The sequence below is a fragment of the Nocardiopsis sp. NPDC007018 genome, assembly GCF_040635075.1.
GTDB lineage: Bacteria > Actinomycetota > Actinomycetes > Streptosporangiales > Streptosporangiaceae > Nocardiopsis.
Window position 1 is genome coordinate 20,977 of sequence record NZ_JBEYHA010000008.1, and the last position, 22,974, is coordinate 43,950.

The following is a 22,974-nucleotide window of genomic DNA, read 5'->3' on the forward strand; positions in this document are numbered from 1 at the left end:
CTGGAAGCGGTCAGTCGGCGACGAGGGTGGGGTCGGCCCACACCGGCCGGACCTCGTCGTCCGAGCTGTCCACCTCCAGGCGCAGGCGCAGGGCGTCGGAGACGTCGACCTCGATCTCCATCGTCTCGCCCAGCCGCAGCGTCTCCTTGACCTCCGGCTCGCCGTCCACGAGCACGCTCAGGGTCACCGTGCCGCTGGAGCTCGAACGGTCGTCGACACCGATGGTCGCGGTGAAGAGGGTCCAGTCGCGACTCAGGTTGTACTCGGACCACCCCCGACACCTGGCGCAGGTGGTGGAGAGCAGGGCCCGCGAGTACACCTCCCCGTTCATCTCGGCCCGGCCCGCCGACGGCTCCCACCGGCCGTGCGAGACCTCCACCGGTTCCATCTGGGTGATCAGGACGGACGTCGGCTCGGGTTCTGAGGAAGCCTCCTCGCTCGGGGTCGGGGACGACGTGCCCGCCCCGACCGCCTCGGTGGGGTCGGGCTGTTCGGAGGGCGCGGGGGAAGCCTCGGTGGAGGTGTCGGCGAGCTGGGTGCCGTCCGGCTCCGCGTCACCAGTGAGGGAGGGCAGGACCCGGTCCATCACCACGTAGGTGCCCCCGGCCCCGACGACCATGAACAGGACCGCGAAGAGCGCCAACCCGACCAGCAGCGGTGTGCGTGACTTCCGTCGGGGCCTCTCGCTGGTACGCGCGGCGGGCGGCGGGGGCGGAGCGGCGGACGGCCCGGTCGCCTGGGGCCCGCCGTACCCCGGGGAGCCGTGGTGGGGCGTGGGCCGCGACACGGGATGACTCGTCGGACCGGTGTGGGGGAAACCGCCGGGGCCGCCGGGCCGGGCACCGCCGGTGGCGTCGCGCGGCTGGGGCGGCACCGGGGGGCCGCTGGGCTGGGACGGGGGCGGCACCGGGGGCAGCCGGGGACCGGGGACGTTCCCGCCCGTGTGCGCCGGGGCCACCGTGCCGGGTGGCGGATCGTCCCGCCGCTCCCCGGACCGGGCGGAGGGGACGCCCCGCATGCCGCCGACCGGACGTCGCGGTTCCGGCGCGGCCCGGTCCCCGTCGTCCTCGCTCCTGGCCGGAGGGATGTCGGGGCCGGATGCGCCGACCGGCGGCGGACCGGTGAAGCGGGCGCCCGACGGGGGGTCGGCTCCCTCCACTCCGGAGTCGTGCTCGGCGGGCACCTCGGGGGCTGTCCCGGGTGCGGGGCTCACCAGGCTGGCGGCACCGAGCGCGTCACCGGGGTCGCCAGGGTCACCGGGGTCGCCGAAACCGGCGGGGTCGGAGGTCGGAGCGGTCCACGGCACCGAGGAGGTCGCCAGGGAACGCAGGGCGCGGACCCAGTCGGAGGCCCCGGGGCGTTCGGCGGGGTCGACCGAGAACATGCGCATGACCAGCGCGCGCCGTGACTCCTCAGCCTCGACCACGAGCGGAAGCTCCGCGAGCCTGGCCCGCAGCTGCTCCGGGGCGGGCGGCGGGTCCTGGCCGGTGAGGGCGAAGTAGGCGATCGCCCCGAAGGCGTAGCGGTCGGTGGCGGGTGAGAACTCGCCGTCGAAGATCTCCGGGGCCGCGTACCCGGGGGTGAACCAGGGGCGCGCGGTCATGTGGCGTGCGGCGATCCGGCTCAGGCCGAAGTCCACCAGGGTGGCCTGGCCCTCCGAACTGACCATGATGTTGCCGGGTGAGAGGTCGCCGTGCACCACCACGCGTTTGGAGGGGGTCGCCCGACCGGAGTGGAGCACGTCCAGTACCTGGGCGATCTGTTCCAGACAGCGCATGACCTCGCGTCGGCCGCGCGGCCCCTCCACGACGTTCTCGGCCCGCCAGTCACGCAGGTCGAGTCCGTCGACGTAGTTCATCACCAGGTAGAGGGCACGCTCGTCGGCGGGGCACTCCCCCTCGACCGTCCCCGCCGCGGGGTGCTCGGGGGCGCCCTCGAAGTGCTCCCGCACGCCCACGACGCCGAGCCGGTTGATGAAGCGCAGCAGTTCGGCCTGTTCGCTCCAGCGGGCGCTGAGTTCGGCGAACTGCTCCTCGTTGGAGGTGACGTCGGAGTTGAGGACCTTCACCACGACGGGTTCGGTCTGCCCCGCCAGGCTGACCTGCGCCAGGTAGAGCGTTGCCTCGCCGCCGCGCCCCACGACACGGACCAGACGGTATTTGTCCGGTTGGGAGTCCGGACCTACGTAGAGATTCAGGCTCACGGCTCTGACACTCTTTCCACACGGGGGATCAGGGGGGATCGGGTTTCCGGGTGCCGTCGGCACAGCAACACAGTAGCTTCAACGGCTGTACCCTGACGCCCCGTACGGCCACGGGACCGCCGCGACGTCCGGTGGCGGCGCCGAGCACGGTCCGAAGGTGGGGTACGGGTGGCGGAGGACAGGGTTCTGAGCGGGCGGTACCGGCTCGTCTCGCTCCTGGGCAGTGGGGGGATGGGGGAGGTCTGGCGGGCCCGTGACGAGGTGCTGGACCGCCCGGTCGCCGTGAAGCTGATCCGGCCGGGCCGGGCCGACCCGGCCGGAACCGAGGCCCGGTTCCGGCGTGAGGCCCGGCTGACGGCGCGCCTGGCCGGTCACCCCCACATCGTCATCCTGTACGACTTCGGCCACGACTCCGATGACGCGCACGGGACGGACTCGATGTTCGCGGTGATGGAGCTGGTACGCGGCCGGTCCCTGAGCGCGCTGTCGAAGGAGAGGGGGCCGCTGCCGCTGGGCCACGCGGTCGCCCTGGTGTCGCAGGCGGCGGCGGGGCTGGGAGCGGCGCACGCGGCCGGAATCGTGCACCGCGACGTGAAGCCGGGGAACCTGATGGTGGTCGAGCGGGGCACCGGCGACGGCACCCTGAAGGTCCTGGACTTCGGGATCGCCGCGTTCACCGACGCCGACCGCAACGACCGCATCACCCGGACCGGGCAGGTGGTGGGCACTCCGCTGTACATGTCGCCGGAACAGGTGCGCGGTGACCGCGTGGACCGGCGGAGCGACCTGTACTCGTTGGGCGCCATCCTGTTCCTGCTGTTGACCGGGCGCCCGCCGTTCCGGCACCCCAACCCGCTGACGGTGCTGCGCATGCACCTGACCGACCCCGCCCCCACAGTCCGCGCCCTGCGGCCCGAGGTCCCGGACGAGCTGGCCCGGCTGGTCGCGGTGATGCTGGCCAAGAGCGCCGACGACCGGCCCGCGCACGCCGAGGACGTGCGGGAACGGCTGGCACCCTTTCTGCCCCCGCTGCGCCCGGCCCCGGCCCCGGGCCCGTCCGTCTCCCCCACCCTCCCGTACACCGAGGAGGCGCTTCCGCCGGGAACCGCCCCGCGGGAGGAGACCGACCCGGACCGGCTGCGCGCGAGGGCGGCGGCGGCCCGGGAGCGCGCGGCGGCCGGTGAGTTCGACCGGGCCGCACGGGAGCTCCGCGACCTGCTGCCCGCGTTGCACGCCGTGTTCGGCCCCGACCACCCCGACACCCTGCGGGCCCGCCGCCGCGAGGCGTACACGACGGGCAAGGGCGGGGACCACGAGCGGGCGGTGCGCGGTTTCGAGGCTCTGCTGCCCGACCTTCTCCGGCTGTACGGGCCGTGCCACCCGGAGAGCCTGGCCGCCCGCTACTACCTGGCGACGAACGCGGGCCGCGCCGGGAACCACGCGCTGGCCGCCCGGACCCACGCCGCCCTGGTTCCGGACCTGGCGGCGGCGCACGGGGCGGACGCGGAGAGGGTGCACACCACACGGCTGTACCTCGCCTTCGAACTGGGTGAGTCGGGCGACCCGTCCGGCGCCGTGCGGGAACTGGGCGAGCTGGTCCCCGACCTGGTCCGAGCACGTGGGGAAGGCGATCCGCTGACCCTGCGCGCCCTGCACTACCGGGCGGCCTACCTGGGGGCGGCCGGGCGTCCCGCGGAGGCCGTGCGCGGGTACGAGGACCTGGTAGCGCTGCACGCGCGCCTGCACGGGGAGGGCTCCGAACACACCCGCCTCGCCCGCGCCCGACTCGAGCGGTGGCGCGAGCGCGCCCGTCGCTGACCGCACCGGCGGAGCGGTCCCGAGTGCCGCGCGCTGGCCGGAAGCGGTCACGTGGGGTATCCACTCTGGCACTCGGAGGGCGAGGGCGGAACACTGTCCTCAGAACAGGTCCCCAGAACCATCACCGTCACCGGAGAGGGCCCCGTGCTCCAGGACTTCGCGGTCTACGCCATGGCGGCCTCCGTGGTCGTCATCTTGCTGAGCAACGCCGTGCACGGCTTTCTCCAGGGCCACGGTGAGAGGACTGAGGAGGACCAGAAGACGGCCCGACTGGATGTGATGGACGGCCCGGAAATCGGCGTCCGAAACTCCCTGACGCAGCTGTCCGCGACCTACGAGGAGATCGCGTTGGCGGCCTCGAGGCGGTCCGAACACGTCAGGAGCGCGATCGACTCCGTTGAGAGTGAGGTCGAGGTGTTGCGCAAGATGGACGACGCCTTCCCTGAGTCGAGTGCGGCGGAACGGGAGATCCTCGAGACGACCGCCAGGGCGCTGCGAGGTTCCCGGGAGCCGGGCGAGGGCCGGACGGAGGGTGAGCCGTGACCGCGTTCCTGGTCGTCACGGCCGTCCTGTTCGTCGGCGCCGCGGTCTTCAACGTGGTCGGCAGTGTCAGGCTGCACCTGTTGAAGCGGGAGAACGAGAAGCGTCAGCTGCGCCTCACCTCGCTGGAGAAGAGGAGCGCGCTGCACACCCTTCGCCGAGAGTCCCGGAGTCTGCTGTGGGACATCGAGCGCCGCCGTCAAACCATCGCCAAGAACGGACGCCGCGACGCGCGACGCGACGACCAGTCCGTGCGGTGGCTCTCTCACAGGCTCGGATCGGCCAGGCGGGACTTCGAGTACCGGCTCGCGACACTGAACGTGCGTTTCGAGCCCCTCCAGGTCGCCGGAAACGTGAGCAGGAGGGACGATGGAACCTACGAGGTCGTCTCACTGCCCGGACTCACCCAGGAGCAGGAGCACCGCGTCAGGTCGGTGATCGAGCGGGCCAACCGCTACGTCACGACGGCCCGGGAGTTGCTGCTCAACGCCGAGCGCAGGGGCCGTGAGCTGGAGCGGGCGCTGACCGAGGCCGAACACGCCGTGGGCGGTACCGGGGCGGAGGCACTCGAACGGGCCGGGGCTCCGGAGGACCGGTACCGGGACGTCCTGCGGGAGGTCGTGCGGGTCCACTCCGCGCCGCCACCGGCCACGCCGGGGCCCTCCTCGAACATGGAGGACCGGTGGGAGTCCTCCAGGAACGACCTCGTCGACCAAGCCGGGCAGACCCTCGACCACGGGTTCTCCGATTCCCCTGGAGTGCGGCAGTGACAGCTCCCGTCAGTTCGACGCTCCTCCTGGCCGCCCTGATGGTCGCGATGGTGCTGATCGTCGTCTCCGTGGTGCACGCGTTGAGGGTCGACGCCGCGGGCGTCGAATCACCCGAACTGGAGGACCTGGATTCGCTGGAGGGGGTCCTGGAGTCCCACCAGAAGCGCAGGGACGAGATCGCTCGGGCGGACACGGCACTGCGGCTCAGGATCACGTCGCTGAGCCGTGTGTCGTCACGACAGGAGTCCCCGGAGCGGACGGTCGCGGACGAGTACGCCGCGAGGGAACTCCTCGCCTCCAGGGCCCGCTCCGAGGAGACGCTCCCCTTCGGTTTTCGAGAGCTCTGACCCGAGGAAAGGCCTCCATGTCTCCCGAGAGCGCGGCCGCCGCTGTCTTGATCGTCGTCTCCCTTCCGGTGCTGGTGGCCCTGAAGGCCGTGCACCTCGTCTGCCAGCGGCGGGCGATCCACGCCACCGACCGCCTGGTGGTGACGACCCTGCTGCTGAAACGCAGTGAGGGCGAACTGGAGATCAGCCGCGCCTCGCTCCGGGAACGGCTGGCCGCCGTCCGCGACCACGAGCGGCACGTCCACGGTGCCATGCCCGCCGCCGACCACCCGGAACGGCTCGAGACCGTCGTCGGTCCGGCGGAGGCCCGTCGGCACCTGCGTGACCTCCGGGAGCGCGTTGACGATGCGGAGCGGCGGGCCGGGGAACAGCGGGTGGAGCTGAAACGGCATCTGGAGGCGAGGCGGGAGCGCCTCCACCGAGCCAACCGGCGGCTGCGGGCGGTCAGCCGAAGTGTGGCCGTGTCCGCCGCCCTCGTCCGGGCCCTTCTCGGCGTCGCCGTGCTCTACGCCCTCGCGGAACTCCTCCTCGACCTGTACGCGTGACCCCGGTACCGGGAGGTCTCCAACCGGTGTCGCTTCGGGGCGAAACCTCCGGAGCGGCCGTGGTTGTCCGCGGCTGGCGCTAGTGTTCTGGCCATGTCGAACAAGGACCTGAACGAGATCATGGACAGCGGCTGGGCGAAGGCGCTGGAGCCGGTCGCCCCCCAGATCGCCGCTATGGGTGACTTCCTCCGCCAGGAGGTCGCCGAGGGTCGCACCTACCTGCCCGCCGGGGACCACGTCCTGCGCGCCTTCCAGCAGCCCTTCGACGACGTGCGTGTGCTCATCGTGGGCCAGGACCCCTACCCCACCCCGGGCAACGCCGTCGGGCTGAGCTTCTCCGTCGCCCCGGAGGTGCGCCTGCCCGCCAGCCTGCGCAACATCTACAAGGAGATGGGCGAGGACCTGGGCACCCCCATGCCCTCCAACGGCGACCTCACCCCGTGGACCGAGCAGGGCGTCCTGCTGCTTAACAGGGTCCTGACCGTGGCTCCGGGCAACGCCGGTTCGCACCGGGGCAAGGGCTGGGAGGCCGTCACCGAGCAGGCCATCCGGGCCCTGGCCGAGCGCGGCAAGCCGCTCGTGGCCATTCTCTGGGGGCGTGACGCCCGCAACCTGCGGCCGATGATGCCGGGGGTCCCGTGCGTGGAGTCCGCGCACCCGAGCCCGCTCTCGGCCCGCAACGGGTTCTTCGGCTCCCGGCCGTTCAGCAGGACCAACCAGATGCTCACCGAACAGGGCGCCGAACCGGTGAACTGGCAGCTGCCGTAGGGCGTCCCACCCGTGGTGGGCCGCTCCCCCCTGGGCGCCCGCCCAACGAACAACCCCATACCCGCGACACCCCTTCTGACGTGCGGACTCGACGCCTCCCCCCGGTGTCGGGTCCGATCGCGTTCCCGCCCACAGGCACCCCCGGACGTGGAAGAGGCACACGATGGCCCGACGGCTCACCTACAGTGACGCGCTCACGATCCTCGGCGACGGCGACTCGGAGGTCCTCGACCTCGCGGAGAAGGTGGCCGACGGCGGCCTGGGACTGGTGGGCGTCCCCGACCTGTTCGGCCTGCGCGGCGCCCTGGTGGGCAGGGGCCGTCGGTTGTTGGAGGGGCTGGGCGGCCGAATGCGGGGGCGGAGCCGCCAGTCGCGGACCGAGAGGATACAGGCCGCGTACCAGGTCCTGGTGGTCACCTCGGCCTTCGAGGCGGCGGACGAGGCCTTCACCCGGATCGGGATGCCCTTCGGGCTGGACGACCTGGAGATCACCTCGCAGGAGCAGTTCGCCGTGCTGGGCGACGGTCTGGACGCGTTCCCGGGGTTGGGCACGGCGTTCCCGATCGCGTCCTCCCCCGAGGACCACGGCGCGTTCGTCCGCGACTTCGCGGCGGTCGACATCGCGCACTTCGTCTGTGGCCTGGCGGTGGCCGAACGCTACGGGATCACCACGCAGACCCATCCGCTGATGCGCAGGTTCACGGAGGCCATGGCCTTCCTGGCCCCCCGCCACCTCGACCAGAACGTCCGGCGGCTCGCGGCCGAGGTCCCCGAGTTCGGGATGTGGCTACACCTGGACGAGCACGCGCGGACCCGCCGCGAGATCGGCACCGGCCTCTCCGATCTGCGCGAACAGTTGGCCCGGATCGGTTCCGGGCGTCCGGTCACCCGCCGCAGGCGCGAGCTGACCGCGTCCTACCAGACCGTGCTGGACCGGCCGGTGCTGCGCTCGAACGACGTGCCGTCCGGTCTGTCGCTCCCCTCGCTGCGTACCGCCTACATCCCGCCGCGAGCACGGATCGCCCTGGCGCAGGAGTACGGCAACCCCAACCCGGCCAGCGACGCGTGGTGGGAGGACGTCCCCGTCCGGGACGACCTCCAAAGCGCCGTCGCCTCCCTGATCACCCACCCGCGGGCCGGGGCGTTCCCCACTGTGGTCCTCGGACACCCCGGGGCGGGCAAGTCCAAGTTCACCGAGATGCTCGCCGCCCAGCTGCCGCCGGAGGACTTCCTGCCCGTCCGGGTGGAGTTGCGATCGGTCAGCGCCAACGCGCCCCTGCACGTGCAGATCGAGGAGGGGCTGCGGGCCGAACTGCACACCCCGGTGTCCTGGCGGGAGATGGCCGACGACGCCGACGGCGCGCTGCCGGTGATCGTCCTGGACGGTTTCGACGAACTCCTCCAGGCGACCGGGGTCGACCGCTCCGACTACCTGGAACGGGTCCAGGAGTTCCAACAGAGGCAGGAGGCCCTGGGTCAGCCGGTGGCGGTGATCGTCACCAGCCGCACCCTGGTGGCCGACCGGGCGCGGTTTCCCGTGGGGACGACCGTCATCCGCCTGGAGCCCTTCGACGACGCCCGGATCGAACGGATGCTCGGGGTCTGGAACGACGCCAACGCCGACGCGCTCGCCTCGTCCGACCTGGAACCCCTGCCGCTGGAAACGGTGCTCCGCTACCGGGACCTGGCCGAACAGCCGCTGCTCCTGATCATGCTGCTGGTCTACGACGCCCACGACAACGCCCTGATGCACGCCTCGGAGGAACTCTCCCACGGGGAGCTGTACGAGCGGCTGCTCACCATGTTCGCCCGGCGAGAGGTCGACAAGCACCGGCCCCACCTGGGCGGGCGCGATCTCGAACGGGCGGTCGAGGACGAGCTGCGCAGGCTGGAGGTGACCGCGATGGCGATGTTCGCCCGGAGCCGCCAGAGCGTGCGCGCCGACGAACTGGACGAGGACCTGGCCGCCCTCATGCCGGAGTCGGCCCACCGCCCCGACCACCCCGATCTGCACGGCCGGATCGCCCCCGCCCACCAGGTTCTGGGCCGGTTCTTCTTCGTCCACGAGGCTCGGTCGAGGACCACGGACGGCACCAGCAGCGCCTTCGAGTTCCTGCACGCCACGTTCGGCGAGTACCTAGTGGCCCGCATGGTCGTCGCGGCCCTGGAGGAGCTGGTGGAGGACCGGTCCCGGGCGTCCCGGCGCCGGAGCCGTGTCGCGCACCTGGACGACGGCGAGCTGTACGCGCTGGCCTCCTTCGCCGCCTTCGCGGGCCGGGACCGGGTCGTGGGCTTCCTGGACGAACTCCTCACCCGGCGGATGGACGGGGAGCCGGGGCTGCGCGAGGAGGTCCAGGAACTGCTGGTGGAGCTGTTCCGGGAGGCTCCCTTCCCAGCGCCGAACCGATCGTTCGCGGGATACGAGCCGGCGCGGCTGCCCACCACCGGACGCGAGGCCCGGTACACGGCCAACCTGGTGACCGTGCTCGTGCTGGCGAGCGAGGAGCCGATCCCCCTGGAGCGCCTCTACCCCGACAACACCGACACCTGGCACTCCTGGCGGCACACGGTGTCGCTGTGGCGGGCGCTGCCCCCCTCCCAGTGGTTCGGCATCGTCGACCTCGTGCGCATGCGTCACCTCGGATACTGGGATCTGCGGCGGCCCCACAGCGTGCTCAGCCGTGACCACGGCGAACCGGTCAACCTCGGCGAGTGCGTGGGATTCGAACTGCGCGCCGACTCCCCCGGGAACCCCGCGACCTTCAACCCGTACGAGGTGGAGGTGCCGTACCGGACGGTGAGTTCCCGGCTGCTGCGGTCCACGGCGATCCGGGCCAACGGAACGGCCTCACGGCTCGCGCTGCTCCTGACCCCCTACATGCGCCACGTCTCCCACGACATCGGCACCTGGTTGGCGGACGAGGACGGGAAGGCCTGGGTGGAGACCCACGAGGTGTTGCGGCTGCGCCTGGAACCCCTCGACCAGCTCACCGAACACCAGTTGACGGAGCGGCTCCGGAGCTATGAGCGGCTCCTGGCCGGTCCCGTGCTCGGCGGGGTCGAACTCGTGACGCTCCGTCAGGCGATGGAGGACCTCGCGCTGTGGCCGTCGCACCTGGACCGGAGGACGATCCTGGAGAAGCAGGTGATGGACTTCCTCAACAGGTGTCGGGACATCGACGACCGGCTCCGAGCCTCGACCGGGTCCGTGGTCCTGCTGCTGGATCAGCTGCGCCCTCACATCGATCACTGGGACGCGGGCCTGCTCCTGCGTTGGAGGAGTCGTGTCCTTGGTTCACCGGCGGAGCGTCCGGCGGCCGACGCCGAGGACGAACGCCCGGCCCGCGTTCGCAGGGTCAGACGGTCCACCCCGCCCTTCGGCTCGGCCGGGCCGCCGCCGGACGGCCGCTCCTAGGGTGTGTTTTTTGGGTGCTTTCGCCTTCTGGCGGCGGAGCCGCCAGCTCCGCGAGCGGCCGCCAGGCCATCTCTCGCAAGACGATGAGCGAAGGTCAGCCCGGGTTTGGCTGTCCGAGCTCCATCGGCGCAGCGAGAGGCAGCCTGGCCACGCGAGCGCGGAATGATCTGAAAAACACGCCCTAGTCCGCCAGGGCCCGTTCGACCAGGGCCGGGAGTACGTCGCCGATGGGGTCGTGCAGGACCGCGCTGGCGTAGTCGTCGTAGGGCGTGGGCTCGGCGTTGACGATCACCAGCGAGGCCCGCGCCATCATGGCGACGTCGCACAGCCCGGCCACCGGGTGCACCGTGAGGGAGGTGCCCACGGCCACGAACACGTCGCACTCGCGGGCGGCCCGCGCGGCGCGTTCGAGGACCTCGGGGTCCAGGCGCTGGCCGAACGAGATGGTGTCGGTCTTCTGGATGCCCCCGCACACGACGCAGTGGGGGTCGGACTCCTCGTCCAGTCGGTCGAGCACCTCGGGGCTGGGGCTGAGCAGCCCGCAGGACATACAGGTCACCCGGAGCATGGTGCCGTGGACCTCGACGACCTCGTCCGCGGGGACCCCGGCCCGCTGGTGGAGACCGTCGATGTTCTGGGTGACGAGGGCGTGCAGGCGCCCGGAGGCGGCGAGGTCGGCCAGGGCCCTGTGGGCGGCGTTGGGCTCGGCGCGCCAGACCGGGTGGGCGCGGCGGGCCAGCCAGGTGCGGCGGCGCACGTCGACGTCGCCCATGTAGCTGTCGATGTCCGACATCGCCTCGGCGTCCGGGTCGGTGGTCCACAGCCCGTGCGGGCCGCGGAAGTCCGGGATACCGGAGTCCGTGGACACTCCGGCGCCGGTCAGGACGGTGATGCGTCGCGCGCGGGCGAGCAGCTCCGCCGCCCGTTCGTACCCCTCGGGGTCGTGGAACGGCGTGGTGTCGTCGGTCATCGAGGCCATACCCCATTCTTACAGCGTCTTTGCGGGGCTTTCCCCGGTCTTGGCGTAGCACGGCGCTTTCCGGACCGTTCCTGCCCTTAACCTCGGGGAACGTGTGGGGCGGGTGCCTCCAGGTACCGACCGATGCACACGAGGAGGGCAAAGGGTGCAAAAATACGACACAATCATGAAGCAGCCCTCCTACATCCTCGTGGTCAACGGGACCAAGGTCGAGCGCCCCGTGTTCGTGCTCGGAGCACCCCACTCCGGGGTCCCGGTGATCGCCCACGCCCTGGCCCGAGCCCCCGGCTTCCATCTCGGCGCCGGTTCCCCGGGCGTGCTCAACGCGGTCTACGCCGTGGCCAGACGCCCCTCCCTGGCCCAGGAGAAGGTGTCGGGCACCGCGACCCTGTTGCGCGAGGCCTACGCGGAGAGCTGGCAGCTCACTCCCCTGACCTGCCCCCGCTGCCCGGGGCCGGGCGCGGGGGTTCCCGCCAACGCCTCGGCCGAGCCCTGCGCGCACAGCGCCTCCGCGCTCCGCTACGGCGACGCCAGCCCCGATCTGCTGTACTCCGCGAACGCCCTGCACGCCGCCTTCCCCGACGCGCGCTTCGTGCAGATCATCCGGGACGGGCGGGACGTGGTCGCGGACATGATGGAGGACGAGCGGTCGCTGGCCTGGCTCAAACCCAGCTTCATGAAGCTGGACCACGAGTTCCCCAACCACTTCTTCGGTCTGGAGGAGGAGTCGGACCTGGGCGCGTTCACGGACGGTTCGGTGGCGACCAAGTGCGCGATGCGCTGGCGGGGCGCGGTGCGCATGTCCGCTCGGTTGCGCAAGGAGATCGGCCCCGACCAGCTGATGACCCTGCGCTACGAGGACGTGCACGGTCGGGAGGTGGAGACCGCCGAGCGGCTGCTCGGGTTCACCGGCGCCCGGGTCTCGGCCAGCGAACTGCTGGCCGACCGTTCCTGGGGCGTGGGCTCGTGGCGAGAGCGGTTGTCCCGCGACGACCACGGCGACGTGCACGGGGTGGCCCGCAACGAGCTCTCCCGCCTGGGCTACCTGTAGGGGGACGGGTTCACTCGGGCACCCCGTGGGCGGTGAGCAGGGCGTTCCCGGCCGCCCGGGCGGTCAGGGCGGCGTCGGCGGTCCCGGTGACGTTGCGCGCCACGACGGCTCCCTCGTGCAGCATGGCGAGGACCTCCCCCAGCTCCTCGGGCGCGGTGGCGCCGGCCTCACGGGCGAGCCCGGCGTAGAGGTCGCGCAGCCACCGCTTCTGTTCCTCGGCGACGGTGCGGCCGGGATGTCCGGGCTCCGACAGTTCCGCGTAGGCGTTGACCATGGCGCATCCGCGCTCGTTCTCCTCGCGCATCCACGCGTCCAGGGCCTCGAAGGTCGCGGCGACGCGTGCGCGCGGTGTGGCCCGCGGGTCGATCCGGGCGGCGAGGAAGTCGCGCCATCGGGCGTCGCGGGCCCTCAGGTAGGCGACGACCAGCCGCTGTTTGGAGCCGAACCGGTCGTAGATGGTCTTCTTGGTGACTCCGGCGCGTTCGGCGACCAGTTCCATGCCGACGGTGTTGATGCCCCGCGTGTAGAAGAGCTCGGAGGCGGTGTCCAGGACGCGGCGGGCGGCCGGGGTGAGCTGGGGTGACGTGGTGACGCTGGCCATGTTCGGATTTCCTTCCCCGTGACTACATTGTGAGTATACCGACCGGTGTGTTTACCTCTGCCCCATGGACGTCTCGACCCCGCACCAGAGCACCCGACCGGACCCGGCGAACCGCTCCCGCGCCGGCGCCGCGCTCCCCCTCCTGCTGGCCGCCGGGCTGGTGGTCATGTGGAGCTCGGGGTTCGTCGGCGCCGAGCTGGGAACCCGGCAGGCCCCGGCGACCACCCTGCTGGCCTGGCGCTTCCTGGTGGTGGGCGCGCTGCTGGTGGGGTGGTGCCTGTGGCGGGGGGCGCGCATGGCACCGCGCGACCTGGCCCTGCACGCGCTCCTGGGTCTGCTGGCCCAGGCCGGGTACCTGTACGGGGTGGTCGCCGCCGCCGAGGCGGGGGTGCCCGCGGGAACGAGTGCGCTGGTGGCCGCCCTCCAGCCGATGGTGGCCGCGGCGCTCGCGGTGCCGCTCCTCGGCGAGCGCGTCCGGGGGCGCCAGGTGCTCGGCCTGGTGGTGGGCCTGGCCGGAGTGGGCCTGGTGGTCGGCGCGGACCTGATCAGGGCCGGGGCCGCCCCGTGGTGGGCCTACGCGCTCCCGTTCGGAGCGATGCTGTCCCTGGTGGCCGCGACCCTGGTGGAACGGCGCTCGCGCCCGGGCGGGAGCCTGGTGGAGGCGCTGGCCGTGCAGTGCGCGGTGAGCGCGGTACTGTTCACCGGCCTCGCTGCCTCGACGGGGACACTGGCACCGCCGGCCACGCCGGGTTTTTGGGCCGCGGTGGCGTGGGTGGTCGTGCTGTCCACCCTCGGCGGGTACGGGCTGTACTGGGTCAACCTGGCCCGGACCAGTGTCGCCCGGGTGTCGGCGCTGCTCTACCTGACCCCGCCGACCACCCTGGTGTGGACCTGGCTGATGTTCGGCGACCCGGTGGGCCCGGGAGCGCTGGCCGGGATGGCCGTGTGCGTGGCCGCGGTGCTCCTGGTGCGCTCACCGGGACGGTGAGGGGGCGCTCCGGGCGGGGGACGGACACCGCCCGCCCGGGGCCCACGGGTCAGATCCGCGACTCCTCGGACCCCTCCTCGGGCTCCTCCGTGGCCGGATCGTCCACGAACGGGTCGTCGACCTCCTCCACGAGCTCGCGGGGTTCCCCCTCCGCGAGCTCCGCGTCGTCGCTGGCCTCCGGGATCACCGCCACGCACTCCAGCTCGACCTGGGCACGGTTCTCCAGCAGTTCCGTGACGCCGAGGACGGCCATCGGCGGGTAGTAGCGGCCCATGTGGCGGCGGTAGATCGAGCCGAGGGCCTTCAGGTTGACCCGGTAGACGCCCACCGACGTGGTGTAGACGCGCATGCTCACCACGTGCGCGGGCCGGGCCCCCGCCGCGCGCAGTGCCTCCACCACGTTGGCCAGGGCGTGGTCGAACTGCTGCACCAGCGATGCGCCGGTGAGCACTCCGTCGGAGCGCAGCGCGGTCTGGCCGCCCACGTAGACCGTGCGCCCCGGGTTCACCACCAGGGCGTGTGAGTAGCCCACGGGGTCGGGGAGGGAGAGCGGGTTGATGATCTCGTGCGGTGTCCGGTCCATCGGCGGACCCTCCGTCTCGCTCGGCGCGCACCCGGGACTCCCCCGGTGAGAGCGTCGTCCGACATGCGGCTACCATGGCCGCATGATCTCTTCCGTGCTGTCCGTGCTGGCCCTGACCGCCGTGGTCGGGCTGTTCCTCGCCATCTTCGTCGGCGGCGGCGTGTACGTCGCCCGCGTGCGCCGTGACGGCATCGACGCCACCCTCGCGGGGGCCCGCAGGCTCCGCGAGCTCCGCTAGGCGCCGCGCCGAACACGGCCCGACCGCGCCGTCGGCCGGGTCGGTGTCCGCCTCAGTCCGCGTCGAAGGTGTCCGGGTCGGGCCCGAAACGGTGGTCCTCGTTGAGGCCGTCGAGGCGTTCCATGTCCTCCTCCGACAGTTCGAAGTCGAAGACGTCGAAGTTGGAGCGGATGCGCTCCGGGGTCACCGACTTCGGGATGACCACGTTGCCCAGCTGCACGTGCCACCGCAGCAGGACCTGCGCCGGGGTGCGTCCGAGTTCCTCGGCGATCTCGGTGACGAGCGGGTGGCGCAGGAGCTCCCCCTGACCGAGCGGGCTCCAGGCCTCCGTGGCGATGTTGTGGTCGGCGTCGAAGCCGCGCAGCTCCCCCTGGGAGAGGAGCGGGTGCAGCTCGATCTGGTTGACCATGGGCGTGATCCCGCCCTCCTTCATAACCCTCTCCAGGTGCGGGCGCTGGAAGTTGCACACGCCGATGGCGCGGGCGCGCCCCTCCGCGTACAGGCGCTCCAGCGCCTTCCAGGTGGGCACGTAGAGGTCGCGTTCGGGCAGCGGCCAGTGGATGAGGTAGAGGTCCACCACCTCCACGCCGAGCTGGTCCGCGCTGGTGTCGAAGGCGCGCAGGGCCGCGTCGTAGCCCTGGTCGGAGTTGGCGAGCTTGGTGGTGACGAACACGTCCTCCCTCGGCAGTCCCGAGCGCCGCAGTGCCTCGCCCACCCCCCGCTCGTTGCCGTAGGCGGCGGCGGTGTCGATACTGCGGTAGCCCGCCGCGAGGGCGTGCGAGACCGCCTCGATCACGGCGTCGTCGGGCACCTGCCACACACCGAATCCCAGCTGCGGCATCCGTAGCCCGTTGTTCAGCGTGATGCCGGGAACCGTCATCGTCCTCATCCCCCGTTTCCCCGTCCGGTCAGGCCGTTCCCCCGACCCGACCGGTGTGAGCGGCGCACCCGGCACGCCGTCGCTCGGTGTTGGACACGCGTTCTCACCCGGGCTCGTGTGCGCATACTGCCATGTCAGCGCGGACCGACCTCTGAGGCTGCGCCGCGCATGTGCACGGTTTTTACCCGGATGGCCGGTCTCGGCCGCAGACGCGCGCGGGCGATAGGCTGCCCGCTCCGCCCCTCGGGCGGGGCTCCGCGCGCGGCGGTGCCGGGGGCGCCACGGCGCCGGTACGGACGGGGGAGGGCATGGGGCGCGACGAGCGCGCGCGGGTCAGCGTCGCACTGGAACGCGACCGGGCGGATCTGGTGGAGCGGATCGTCACCGAGGTGTACACCGAGGTGCCCGCCTACCGGGCGCTCCACGGCTCCCAACTCGCGGAGGTGCGGGCGATCACCGGATGGCTGGTCCGGCGTTCGCTGGAGCTGTGGGTGCGCGGGGAGCTCCGGCTGCCCCCGGAGGACGTGGAACGGCTGCGGGGGATCGGCCGGGCCCGGGCCGCCGACGGCCGTTCGATCGGGGCCGTGGTGCGCGCGCACCGGGTCGGGTCGGCCGCCGCGGTGCGGCTCCTGCGCGAACGGGCGGGCCACACCCTCGACGCCGCGGACGTGTTCGCCCTCAGCGAACTCTGGCTGACTTCCCTCGACCAGATCTCCGAGAGCCTGGAAACGGGCCACGCCGAGGCCGCCCAGCGCCTGGACGCGGACCGCGAACGGGCACGTCGGGCACTCCTGGACGACCTGCTGATCGGCCGCCAGGCTTCGCGGGGGGCCGTCCGCGACCGGGCGCGGACCCTGGGTCTGAGCCCGCCCGACCCGGCGGTGCTGGTGGTCGCCGAACCCGTGTCCGTCGCGGACGCCACCGTGGCGGTGGGTCTGGAGCTGCTGGCGCAGGCCTCGCCGGACGCCTCGGACCCCCTGGTGACCACGCGTTCGGGCCGGGTGGTGGTCCTGACCGCTCCCGAGGAGGCCGGGACGGTCACCGCCTCCCTGGTGGGCCGGGGATGGCGGGCCTGCGTCCTGGAGCCGCGCGGGCTCGCGGACCTGTCCGGCGCGTACCGCCTGGCGGACGGGGCCGTGGAGACCGCGCCCCCGCACGCCTTCGAGCCGGACGGTCTGCTGCTCGAGGCCGACGCCCACGTGCTGGCGCTGATCAACGGCGGCACCGTCACCCCCGCCACCGTACGCCGCGCGGTGCTGGGCCCCCTGCTGACCCACGAACACCGGCACCTGCTGGAGACGCTGCGCGCCTACTTCCACACGGGAGCGGCCACCACGGCGGCGGAGTCGCTGCACGTCCACGCCCAGACACTGCGCTACCGGCTGCGACGGGTCCGGGAACTGACCGGCCACGACCCGCACCGCCCCTGGCCCCGCTTCGTCCTGGAGACCGCCTGCGCCGTGGCCGACCGGACGGGTACTGAACGGGGCCCGGACGGGTAGGAAACGGGCGTGACACCCCCCGTTGAGAGGCCCGCCATGTCCCCCACACCTCCCGCCACGCACGGACCCGGGCTCGAGGCGGACCCGCACCCGGCCTACCGGTGGCTGCGCGAACACTCCCCCGTCCACCGCGTCGACCTGCCCGGCGGGGCGCGGGCCTGGCTGGTGACGCGGTACGGCGACGCGCGGGACGTGCTGGCCGACCCGAACATGCTCAAGGACCCGGCGCGCGCCGACCCCGTCTGGTACCGGGCGGGATTGGGGCTGCCCTTCGACCACCGGCCCAGTCTCGTGCGCAGCATGGTCAACGCGGACGGGCCCGACCACGCCCGGCTCCGCGGTGTGACCGCCGGGGCGTTCACCCCGCGCCGGGTCCGGGAATTGCAGGAGGGCGCGGAACGGATCACCGGCGAACTCCTCGACGCGGTGGAGAAGGAGCCCGCCCCGGACCTGGTGCGGGACCTGGCCTACCCGTTGCCCATCGCGATCATCTGCGACATCCTCGGGGTCCCCCGGGCGGACCGGCCGGAGTTCCACCGGCAGGCGGCCGTGATCGACTCCTCCTCCCCGGACGAGCTCGACGCGATCGGCGCCGCCACGGACTGGTTCGACGCCTATCTGGGAGAGCTGGTGGACGCGCGGCTGCGCTCGCCCTCAGACGACCTCCTGGGCGACCTGGTGGAGGCGCACCGCTCGGGCGGGCTCACCCGCGACGAGGTCACCTCGACGGCGTTCCTGCTGCTCGTGGCCGGGCACGAGACCACGGTCGCGCTGATCGGCACCATGTTCCTGCTCCTGCTGCGCCACCCGGAGGAGATGGCGCGCCTGCGGGAGGACCCCGAGCTGGTCGGACCCGCGATCGAGGAGTCCCTGCGGCTGGAGAGTCCGTTGCAGAACGCGACCTGGCGGTTCCCCGCCGTACCGACGACCGTGGGCGGGGTCCGGCTGGAGGCGGGCGAACCGGTCCTGGTGTCCCTCCTGTCCGCCGGACGCGACCCGGAGCGCTACGAGGACCCGGACTCCTTCGACCCCGGGCGCGGGGCCTCCCACCTGTCCTTCGGGCACGGCGCGCACTTCTGTCTGGGGGCGCGGCTGGCCCGGGTGCAGGCGCGGGTGGCCGTGACCGCCGTCCTGCGGCGGTTCCCCGGGCTGCGGCTCGCCGTGCGCGAGGACGAGCTGCGGTGGTGGCCCAGCATGATCATGCACGGGCTGTTCGCCCTCCCCGTCGCGTTCGACCGCACGGCCGCCTGAATCCTTGCCCCCGCATGGCGTGCGTTTTCTCTTCCGACAACGGTCGGTGACCAAGACTGGCTGGCGGGGCTCCCTGCCCCGAGCAGCACACCGACCCTGAGGGGGAGCGCAGTGACCACCGCCGATCAGAGTTCGAGCCAAACGCCCAAGCCGCGCAGCAGCCAGCCGTGGCTGCACCAGAGGGGCGAGGAGATCCAGAAGTTCGGGACGGTCCGGCAGCTCCCGGTCGGCCTGTCCTACGACACGCGCATGTACTCGTGCCAGCGGCTCAACCAGGTGCTGTGCGACCTGCGCATCCTGCACGACATGTACAAGAAGCACCACTGGCTGATGCGGGGTCACACCTTCTACCAGCTGCACCTGCTGATGGACAAGCACGCCGACGAGCAGACGGAGCTCATCGACACCGTCGCCGAGCGCGTGCAGACCCTGGGCGGGGTGGCGGTGGGCGACCCGAGACACGTCGCGGAGCTGACCCACATCCCCCGGCCGCCGAACGGTGTCGAGGAGGTCCCGGCGATGCTGTCCCGCCTCTTGGAGGCGCACGAGGCCATCCTGGAGGACGCCCACGACGCGGCCGCGCGCGTGCAGGAGATGGGGGACGACGGCACCAACGACGTCCTGGTCTCGGACGTGATCCGCACCAACGAACTCGAGGCCTGGTTCGTGGCCGAGCACCTCGTGGACACGCAGCTCGTCCACGCCTGACCGGGGGCGACCCGCGACGGAGGGGTCGGTACGAAATCGGTACGACCCGGGAGGAGTCGAACCGGAGTGAGGGGTAGGTACCGGGGTCGATCCGTGCCCCCGGCCTTTCCGGGGGCACCGGTGCCCGATACCGCCCCCGGAGGTACCCCGAGTGTCCGCTCCCATCGTCCTGCCCCAGGTCATCCGTGTGGGTGCGGGGGCCTCGGCCGAACTGGCCGGGACCCTGGACTCCCTCGGACTGTCCCGACCTCTCCTGGTCACCGACCCCTTCATAGCCCGACAGCCGTTCTTCCGGCAGCTCGTGGTCGGGCTGGAGGGGGCCGGCCTGTCCCCCGGCGTCTTCGCCGAGACCGTCCCCGACCCCACGACCACCGTGGTCGACGAGGGAGTGCGGGCCCTGAGGGAGGGCGGCTTCGACTCCCTGGTCGGGGTGGGCGGCGGCAGCCCCATCGACACCGCCAAGGCCGTGGCCCTGCTGGGCGCGCACGGCGGCCGGATGCGCGACTACCGGGCCCCCGCGGTGACGGACTCGCCCGCGCTGCCGGTGGTGGCGGTGCCCACCACCGCCGGTAGCGGTTCGGAGTGCACGCGCTACAGCATCATCACGGACGCGGAGTCCGGGGAGAAGATGCTGTGCGCGGGGCTGGCGATGCTTCCCAGAGCCGCCCTGGTGGACTTCGAGCTCACCCTGGACATGCCCCGGCGGCTGACCGCCGACACCGGGATCGACGCCCTCACCCACGCGATCGAGGCGTACGTGAGCGTCCGGGCCAACCCGGTCTCCGACGGCTTCGCGCGGGAGGCGATGCGGACGATCTTCACCCACCTGAGGGCGGTGTACGCCGACCCGCGCGACCGGTCGGCCCGCGAGGCGGTGATGGTGGGCGCCACCCAGGCGGGGATGGCCTTCTCCAACTCCAGCGTGGCCCTGGTGCACGGGATGAGCCGTCCGGTGGGAGCGCACTTCGGGGTGGCGCACGGGCTGTCCAACGCGATGCTGCTGCCCGCCGTCACGGAGTTCTCACTGCCCTCCGCGCCCGCCCGGTACGCCGACTGCGCCCGCGCCATGGGGCTGGCCGCCCCGGACAGCACCGACGGCGAGGCCACCGGCGCCCTCGTGTGGGAACTGAGACTTCTCAACCAGGAGCTGGAGGTACCGACCCCGCACGAGTACGGGATCGGGGCCGAGCGCTGGTGGGAGCTGGCGCCGCTGATGGCCGAGCAGGCGCTGGCCTCCGGTTCGCCCGGCAACAACCCGAGGGTGCCCGACGTCGAGGAGGTGGTCGAGCTGTACCACGCCGTGTACGCGTGACGGAAGCACCCCGAAATTCCTACTTCAACGGTAGGGTTTCGTCGTGATCCTGCTCCTCGCCGCCCTGGCCGGCCTGTGCGTGGCCGCCATGACCACGCCGGTCGGTGTCTCCGGTGCCGTTCTGCTCCTGCCCGTGCAGATCGGCGTACTCGGCCTGCACGGCCCGGCGGTCAGCGCCACCAACCTGCTCTACAACGTGGTGTCCACCCCGTTCGGGCTCGGCCGACTGGCCCGCTCCGCGCACGGTGCGGGGATCGGCCCCCTCGTCGCGGCCGGGGCAGCGGTGCCCTGCGCGGTCGCGGGGGCGGCCGTGCGCGTGACGTGGCTGGCCGACCCGGCGCTGTTCCGGGGTCTGCTCGCGGTGCTCATGCTCGGTATGGGCGCCCGCCTGCTCGTGACACGGGCCCGCCCGAGGCCCGGGCCCGGCACCGGCTCACCCGGGCACCGACACGGCGGCGGCCTCCCCCTGGCCGCGGCCGCCGGGACCTGTGCCCTGCTCGGCGCGGCCGTGGGGATCGGCGGTGGCTCCCTGCTCGCCCCGCTCCTGATCGTCGCGGGCGGGTGGGCCGCCTCCCGCGCGGCCGTGGCCGGGCTGACCACCACCCTGGTCACGTCCGTGGTGGGGCTGTGCGCCTACGCCGTCTTCGACCGGATCGGGTTCGGCGCCGCCCCCGCGGCTCCCGACTGGGGTGTGGGAGTCGCGATGGGGGCGGGCGGCGCCCTGGGCGCCCTCGTGGGCGCCGCACTGGGCCGCCGCCTCGGGGAGCGGCGGCTGCGGCTCCTGCTGGGTGTGCTGGTCACCGCCGCGGGAGCCGCCACCCTGGCCGGGCTGGCTACTGGGTGATGCCCCACCGGCGGCGCAGCGAACGGTCGGCCCAGCTGAAGAAGACGTCGATCATGATGCCGATGACCAGCACGATGATGATGTAGCTGAGCAGGCGCTCGGCGTCGTTGAGCTGGCGGGCCTGGCTCAGCGCCCAGCCGATCGAGTTCTGCTGGTTGATGATGACCAGCAGTTCGCCGGCCATCAGCGAGCGCCAGGCGAACGCCCACCCCTGTTTGAGCCCCGTGACGAACATCGGCAGTGCCGCCGGGATGACCAGCAGCGTGTAGCGCTGGACCCCGCGCAGCCCCATGACCTGGCCCGCCCGCAGGAGGGAGGGCGAGACGTAGTCGATGCCCGAGGTCAGGCCGCCCGCGATCGACGGGGCCGCCCCCAGGATGATCACGAACATGATCGCGGACTCACTGATGCCGTACAGCAGCATCGCGAACGGGAACCACACGATCGAGGGCATCGTCTGGAGGCCGGTGATCAGCGAGCCGATGGCCGCGCGCAGCGGCTTGAACTGCGACACCGCGAGTCCGACGACCACGCCCACGGCCAGGGCCAGCACGAACCCCACGAAGGCGCGGCGCATGGTGACCTGGACGGCGGTCCAGAACTCGGGGCTGGTGACCTCGTGGAACAGGGTGGGCAGCACCCGGTCGGGGCCGGGGAAGACGAACTCCGTCCGCCAGCCGGACCACACGACCGCCTGCCAGGCCGCGAGCACGATGACCACGGCCGCCAGCTTGGGCCAGGTGGCGGACCAGATCCCGCGCGCGACCTCGGCGGCCCCGCGTTCGCCGACTCCCCTCTGGGGCTGGAGTTCGAGGGCGTCGAGCCCCTGGACCTGGCGGTCCCGCACGTCGGTCTCAGGCATGGCGCGAAACCTCCTCACGCAGTCGGTCGGTGATGGCGGCGGCCTGTTCGGCGATGGGGACGGAGTCGATCCGCCGGGGCCGTTCGCCGTCCACCGTGAACTCCTCGATGACCCGCCCCGGTCGGCTGGACAGGAGCACCACCCGGTCGCCCAGGCGCACGGCCTCCCGCACGTTGTGGGTGACGAAGAGGACGGTCAGCGACCTCTCCTGCCAGATGCGCTCCAGCTCGTCGTGGAGGATGTCGCGGGTCATGGCGTCCAGTGCGCCGAAGGGCTCGTCCATGAGCAGCACGTCGGCGTCCTGGGCCAGGGCGCGGGCCAGGGCCACGCGCTGGCGCATGCCGCCGGAGAGCTCGTGGGGCCGCTTGCGTTCGAACCCGGTCAGGCGGACCAGGTCCAGGAGCTCGATCACCCGCCTGCGGCGTTCGGCCGCGGGAACCCTGTTCACCTTCATGGGAACCTCGATGTTGGCTCCCACGGTGAGCCACGGGAAGAGCGCGGCCTCCTGGAACATCATGGCGACGCGGTGGTCTCCGACGTCCACGGCGCCGGTGGTGGGCTGTTCCAGTCCGGCGACCAGTGAGAGCAGGGTGCTCTTGCCGCAGCCGGAGGCGCCGACGATGGCCAGGAACTCCCCGGTGCCGACGGTGATCGACATGCCGTCGATCGCGGTGACGGCGCCCCGGCCACGGCCGAAGACCTTGGAGACGGTGTCGATCTCCACGGCGTTCGTGCCGGTCCGGGGTTCGGTGATGGCGGTCATGGTGCG

At 72.4% G+C, this 22,974-nt stretch carries 22 protein-coding genes; 15 read left to right on the forward strand and 7 right to left on the reverse strand.

Going from position 1 to position 22,974, the window contains the following annotated elements; genetic code table 11:
- Positions 1-10: 10 nt before the first annotated feature.
- The gene (locus ABZ635_RS05940) at positions 11-2,203 is read right to left on the reverse strand and encodes a protein kinase (protein WP_357759579.1); all 2,193 of its coding nucleotides are present in this window, start codon (positions 2,201-2,203) and stop codon (positions 11-13) included.
- A 168-nt stretch (positions 2,204-2,371) separates the two neighbouring features.
- On the opposite strand from ABZ635_RS05940, the gene ABZ635_RS05945 reads away from it, so the two are divergent.
- From ABZ635_RS05945 to ABZ635_RS05975, 7 genes are all read left to right on the forward strand, one after another.
- Entirely contained in the window at positions 2,372-4,021 is a 1,650-nt protein-coding gene (locus ABZ635_RS05945) for a serine/threonine-protein kinase (RefSeq protein WP_357759582.1), read from the forward strand.
- 144 nt (positions 4,022-4,165) lie between these two features.
- A complete protein-coding gene (locus tag ABZ635_RS05950; protein ID WP_357759585.1) occupies positions 4,166-4,564 on the forward strand; it encodes a hypothetical protein in 399 nt (132 codons plus the stop codon).
- The gene (locus tag ABZ635_RS05955; protein WP_357759587.1) at positions 4,561-5,331 is read left to right on the forward strand and encodes a hypothetical protein; all 771 of its coding nucleotides are present in this window, start codon (positions 4,561-4,563) and stop codon (positions 5,329-5,331) included. The genes ABZ635_RS05950 and ABZ635_RS05955 overlap by 4 nt, the downstream gene beginning before the upstream one ends.
- Positions 5,328-5,678: a hypothetical protein gene (locus ABZ635_RS05960; protein WP_357759590.1), complete on the forward strand. Its 351-nt coding sequence runs from the start codon at positions 5,328-5,330 to the stop codon at positions 5,676-5,678. The genes ABZ635_RS05955 and ABZ635_RS05960 overlap by 4 nt, the downstream gene beginning before the upstream one ends.
- A gap of 17 nt (positions 5,679-5,695) precedes the next feature.
- A complete protein-coding gene (locus ABZ635_RS05965) occupies positions 5,696-6,223 on the forward strand; it encodes a hypothetical protein (protein WP_357759593.1) in 528 nt (175 codons plus the stop codon).
- Between the two features lie 93 nt (positions 6,224-6,316).
- Positions 6,317-6,991 (forward strand): uracil-DNA glycosylase, encoded by a 675-nt coding sequence (locus ABZ635_RS05970; protein ID WP_357759596.1) that lies wholly within the window; start codon positions 6,317-6,319, stop codon positions 6,989-6,991.
- Positions 6,992-7,154: 163 nt separating this feature from the next.
- Positions 7,155-10,406: a hypothetical protein gene (locus tag ABZ635_RS05975; protein WP_357759599.1), complete on the forward strand. Its 3,252-nt coding sequence runs from the start codon at positions 7,155-7,157 to the stop codon at positions 10,404-10,406.
- A gap of 181 nt (positions 10,407-10,587) precedes the next feature.
- Here ABZ635_RS05975 and ABZ635_RS05980 read toward each other — a convergent pair whose 3' ends face one another.
- Positions 10,588-11,385, reverse strand: a complete 798-nt coding sequence (locus tag ABZ635_RS05980) for a Sir2 family NAD-dependent protein deacetylase (protein WP_357759602.1) — start codon at positions 11,383-11,385, stop codon at positions 10,588-10,590.
- Between the two features lie 166 nt (positions 11,386-11,551).
- On the opposite strand from ABZ635_RS05980, the gene ABZ635_RS05985 reads away from it, so the two are divergent.
- A complete protein-coding gene (locus ABZ635_RS05985) occupies positions 11,552-12,436 on the forward strand; it encodes a sulfotransferase (protein ID WP_357759605.1) in 885 nt (294 codons plus the stop codon).
- 10 nt (positions 12,437-12,446) lie between these two features.
- Here the strand turns inward: ABZ635_RS05985 and ABZ635_RS05990 are convergent, their stop codons facing one another.
- Complete coding sequence (locus ABZ635_RS05990; RefSeq protein ID WP_357759608.1) at positions 12,447-13,037, reverse strand: helix-turn-helix domain-containing protein; 591 nt, start codon at positions 13,035-13,037, stop codon at positions 12,447-12,449.
- Between the two features lie 64 nt (positions 13,038-13,101).
- Between ABZ635_RS05990 and ABZ635_RS05995 the strand changes: the two genes are divergently transcribed.
- Complete coding sequence (locus ABZ635_RS05995) at positions 13,102-14,025, forward strand: DMT family transporter (RefSeq protein WP_357759610.1); 924 nt, start codon at positions 13,102-13,104, stop codon at positions 14,023-14,025.
- Positions 14,026-14,074: 49 nt separating this feature from the next.
- Here ABZ635_RS05995 and ABZ635_RS06000 read toward each other — a convergent pair whose 3' ends face one another.
- Positions 14,075-14,608 carry a RidA family protein gene (locus ABZ635_RS06000; RefSeq protein WP_357759614.1) on the reverse strand — a complete coding sequence of 178 codons (534 nt, stop codon included), beginning with the start codon at positions 14,606-14,608 and terminating at the stop codon, positions 14,075-14,077.
- Positions 14,609-14,690: 82 nt separating this feature from the next.
- Between ABZ635_RS06000 and ABZ635_RS06005 the strand changes: the two genes are divergently transcribed.
- On the forward strand, positions 14,691-14,846 hold the full coding sequence (locus ABZ635_RS06005; protein WP_352388736.1) for a hypothetical protein: 156 nt from the start codon (positions 14,691-14,693) through the stop codon (positions 14,844-14,846).
- A gap of 52 nt (positions 14,847-14,898) precedes the next feature.
- Here ABZ635_RS06005 and ABZ635_RS06010 read toward each other — a convergent pair whose 3' ends face one another.
- Complete coding sequence (locus ABZ635_RS06010) at positions 14,899-15,726, reverse strand: aldo/keto reductase (RefSeq protein WP_357759941.1); 828 nt, start codon at positions 15,724-15,726, stop codon at positions 14,899-14,901.
- Between the two features lie 308 nt (positions 15,727-16,034).
- Here ABZ635_RS06010 and ABZ635_RS06015 point away from each other — a divergent pair, with 308 nt between their 5' ends.
- From ABZ635_RS06015 to ABZ635_RS06035, 5 genes are all read left to right on the forward strand, one after another.
- Positions 16,035-17,228, forward strand: a complete 1,194-nt coding sequence (locus tag ABZ635_RS06015; RefSeq protein ID WP_357759618.1) for a helix-turn-helix domain-containing protein — start codon at positions 16,035-16,037, stop codon at positions 17,226-17,228.
- Between the two features lie 36 nt (positions 17,229-17,264).
- Positions 17,265-18,479 carry a cytochrome P450 gene (locus ABZ635_RS06020; protein WP_357759620.1) on the forward strand — a complete coding sequence of 405 codons (1,215 nt, stop codon included), beginning with the start codon at positions 17,265-17,267 and terminating at the stop codon, positions 18,477-18,479.
- Positions 18,480-18,590: 111 nt separating this feature from the next.
- On the forward strand, positions 18,591-19,187 hold the full coding sequence (locus ABZ635_RS06025) for a DNA starvation/stationary phase protection protein (protein WP_357759623.1): 597 nt from the start codon (positions 18,591-18,593) through the stop codon (positions 19,185-19,187).
- Positions 19,188-19,338: 151 nt separating this feature from the next.
- The gene (locus ABZ635_RS06030) at positions 19,339-20,499 is read left to right on the forward strand and encodes an iron-containing alcohol dehydrogenase (protein WP_357759626.1); all 1,161 of its coding nucleotides are present in this window, start codon (positions 19,339-19,341) and stop codon (positions 20,497-20,499) included.
- Positions 20,500-20,542: 43 nt separating this feature from the next.
- Entirely contained in the window at positions 20,543-21,343 is an 801-nt protein-coding gene (locus ABZ635_RS06035) for a sulfite exporter TauE/SafE family protein (protein ID WP_357759628.1), read from the forward strand.
- On the opposite strand, the gene ABZ635_RS06040 is transcribed toward ABZ635_RS06035, so the two are convergent.
- Positions 21,333-22,205, reverse strand: coding sequence for an ABC transporter permease (locus tag ABZ635_RS06040; RefSeq protein WP_357759631.1), 873 nt, complete (start codon positions 22,203-22,205; stop codon positions 21,333-21,335). The two genes, ABZ635_RS06035 and ABZ635_RS06040, sit on opposite strands and share 11 nt — an antisense overlap.
- Entirely contained in the window at positions 22,198-22,968 is a 771-nt protein-coding gene (locus ABZ635_RS06045; protein WP_357759634.1) for an ABC transporter ATP-binding protein, read from the reverse strand. Before ABZ635_RS06045 ends, ABZ635_RS06040 begins: the two co-directional genes overlap by 8 nt.
- Between the last annotated feature and the right edge of the window lie 6 nt (positions 22,969-22,974).

Excerpts from the sequence above, each read along its gene's own strand:
- ABZ635_RS06015 (WP_357759618.1), top strand. The coding sequence starts at position 16,035 with ATGGGGCGCGACGAGCGCGCGCGGGTCAGCGTCGCACTGGAACGCGAC.
- ABZ635_RS06005 (WP_352388736.1), top strand. The coding sequence starts at position 14,691 with ATGATCTCTTCCGTGCTGTCCGTGCTGGCCCTGACCGCCGTGGTCGGG.
- ABZ635_RS05990 (WP_357759608.1), bottom strand. The coding sequence starts at position 13,037 with ATGGCCAGCGTCACCACGTCACCCCAGCTCACCCCGGCCGCCCGCCGC.
- ABZ635_RS05970 (WP_357759596.1), top strand. The coding sequence starts at position 6,317 with ATGTCGAACAAGGACCTGAACGAGATCATGGACAGCGGCTGGGCGAAG.
- ABZ635_RS06010 (WP_357759941.1), bottom strand. The coding sequence starts at position 15,726 with ATGACGGTTCCCGGCATCACGCTGAACAACGGGCTACGGATGCCGCAG.
- ABZ635_RS05965 (WP_357759593.1), top strand. The coding sequence starts at position 5,696 with ATGTCTCCCGAGAGCGCGGCCGCCGCTGTCTTGATCGTCGTCTCCCTT.
- ABZ635_RS05975 (WP_357759599.1), top strand. The coding sequence starts at position 7,155 with ATGGCCCGACGGCTCACCTACAGTGACGCGCTCACGATCCTCGGCGAC.
- ABZ635_RS06000 (WP_357759614.1), bottom strand. The coding sequence starts at position 14,608 with ATGGACCGGACACCGCACGAGATCATCAACCCGCTCTCCCTCCCCGAC.
- ABZ635_RS05980 (WP_357759602.1), bottom strand. The coding sequence starts at position 11,385 with ATGGCCTCGATGACCGACGACACCACGCCGTTCCACGACCCCGAGGGG.
- ABZ635_RS06045 (WP_357759634.1), bottom strand. The coding sequence starts at position 22,968 with ATGACCGCCATCACCGAACCCCGGACCGGCACGAACGCCGTGGAGATC.
- ABZ635_RS05995 (WP_357759610.1), top strand. The coding sequence starts at position 13,102 with ATGGACGTCTCGACCCCGCACCAGAGCACCCGACCGGACCCGGCGAAC.
- ABZ635_RS06040 (WP_357759631.1), bottom strand. The coding sequence starts at position 22,205 with ATGCCTGAGACCGACGTGCGGGACCGCCAGGTCCAGGGGCTCGACGCC.
- ABZ635_RS06020 (WP_357759620.1), top strand. The coding sequence starts at position 17,265 with ATGTCCCCCACACCTCCCGCCACGCACGGACCCGGGCTCGAGGCGGAC.
- ABZ635_RS05985 (WP_357759605.1), top strand. The coding sequence starts at position 11,552 with ATGAAGCAGCCCTCCTACATCCTCGTGGTCAACGGGACCAAGGTCGAG.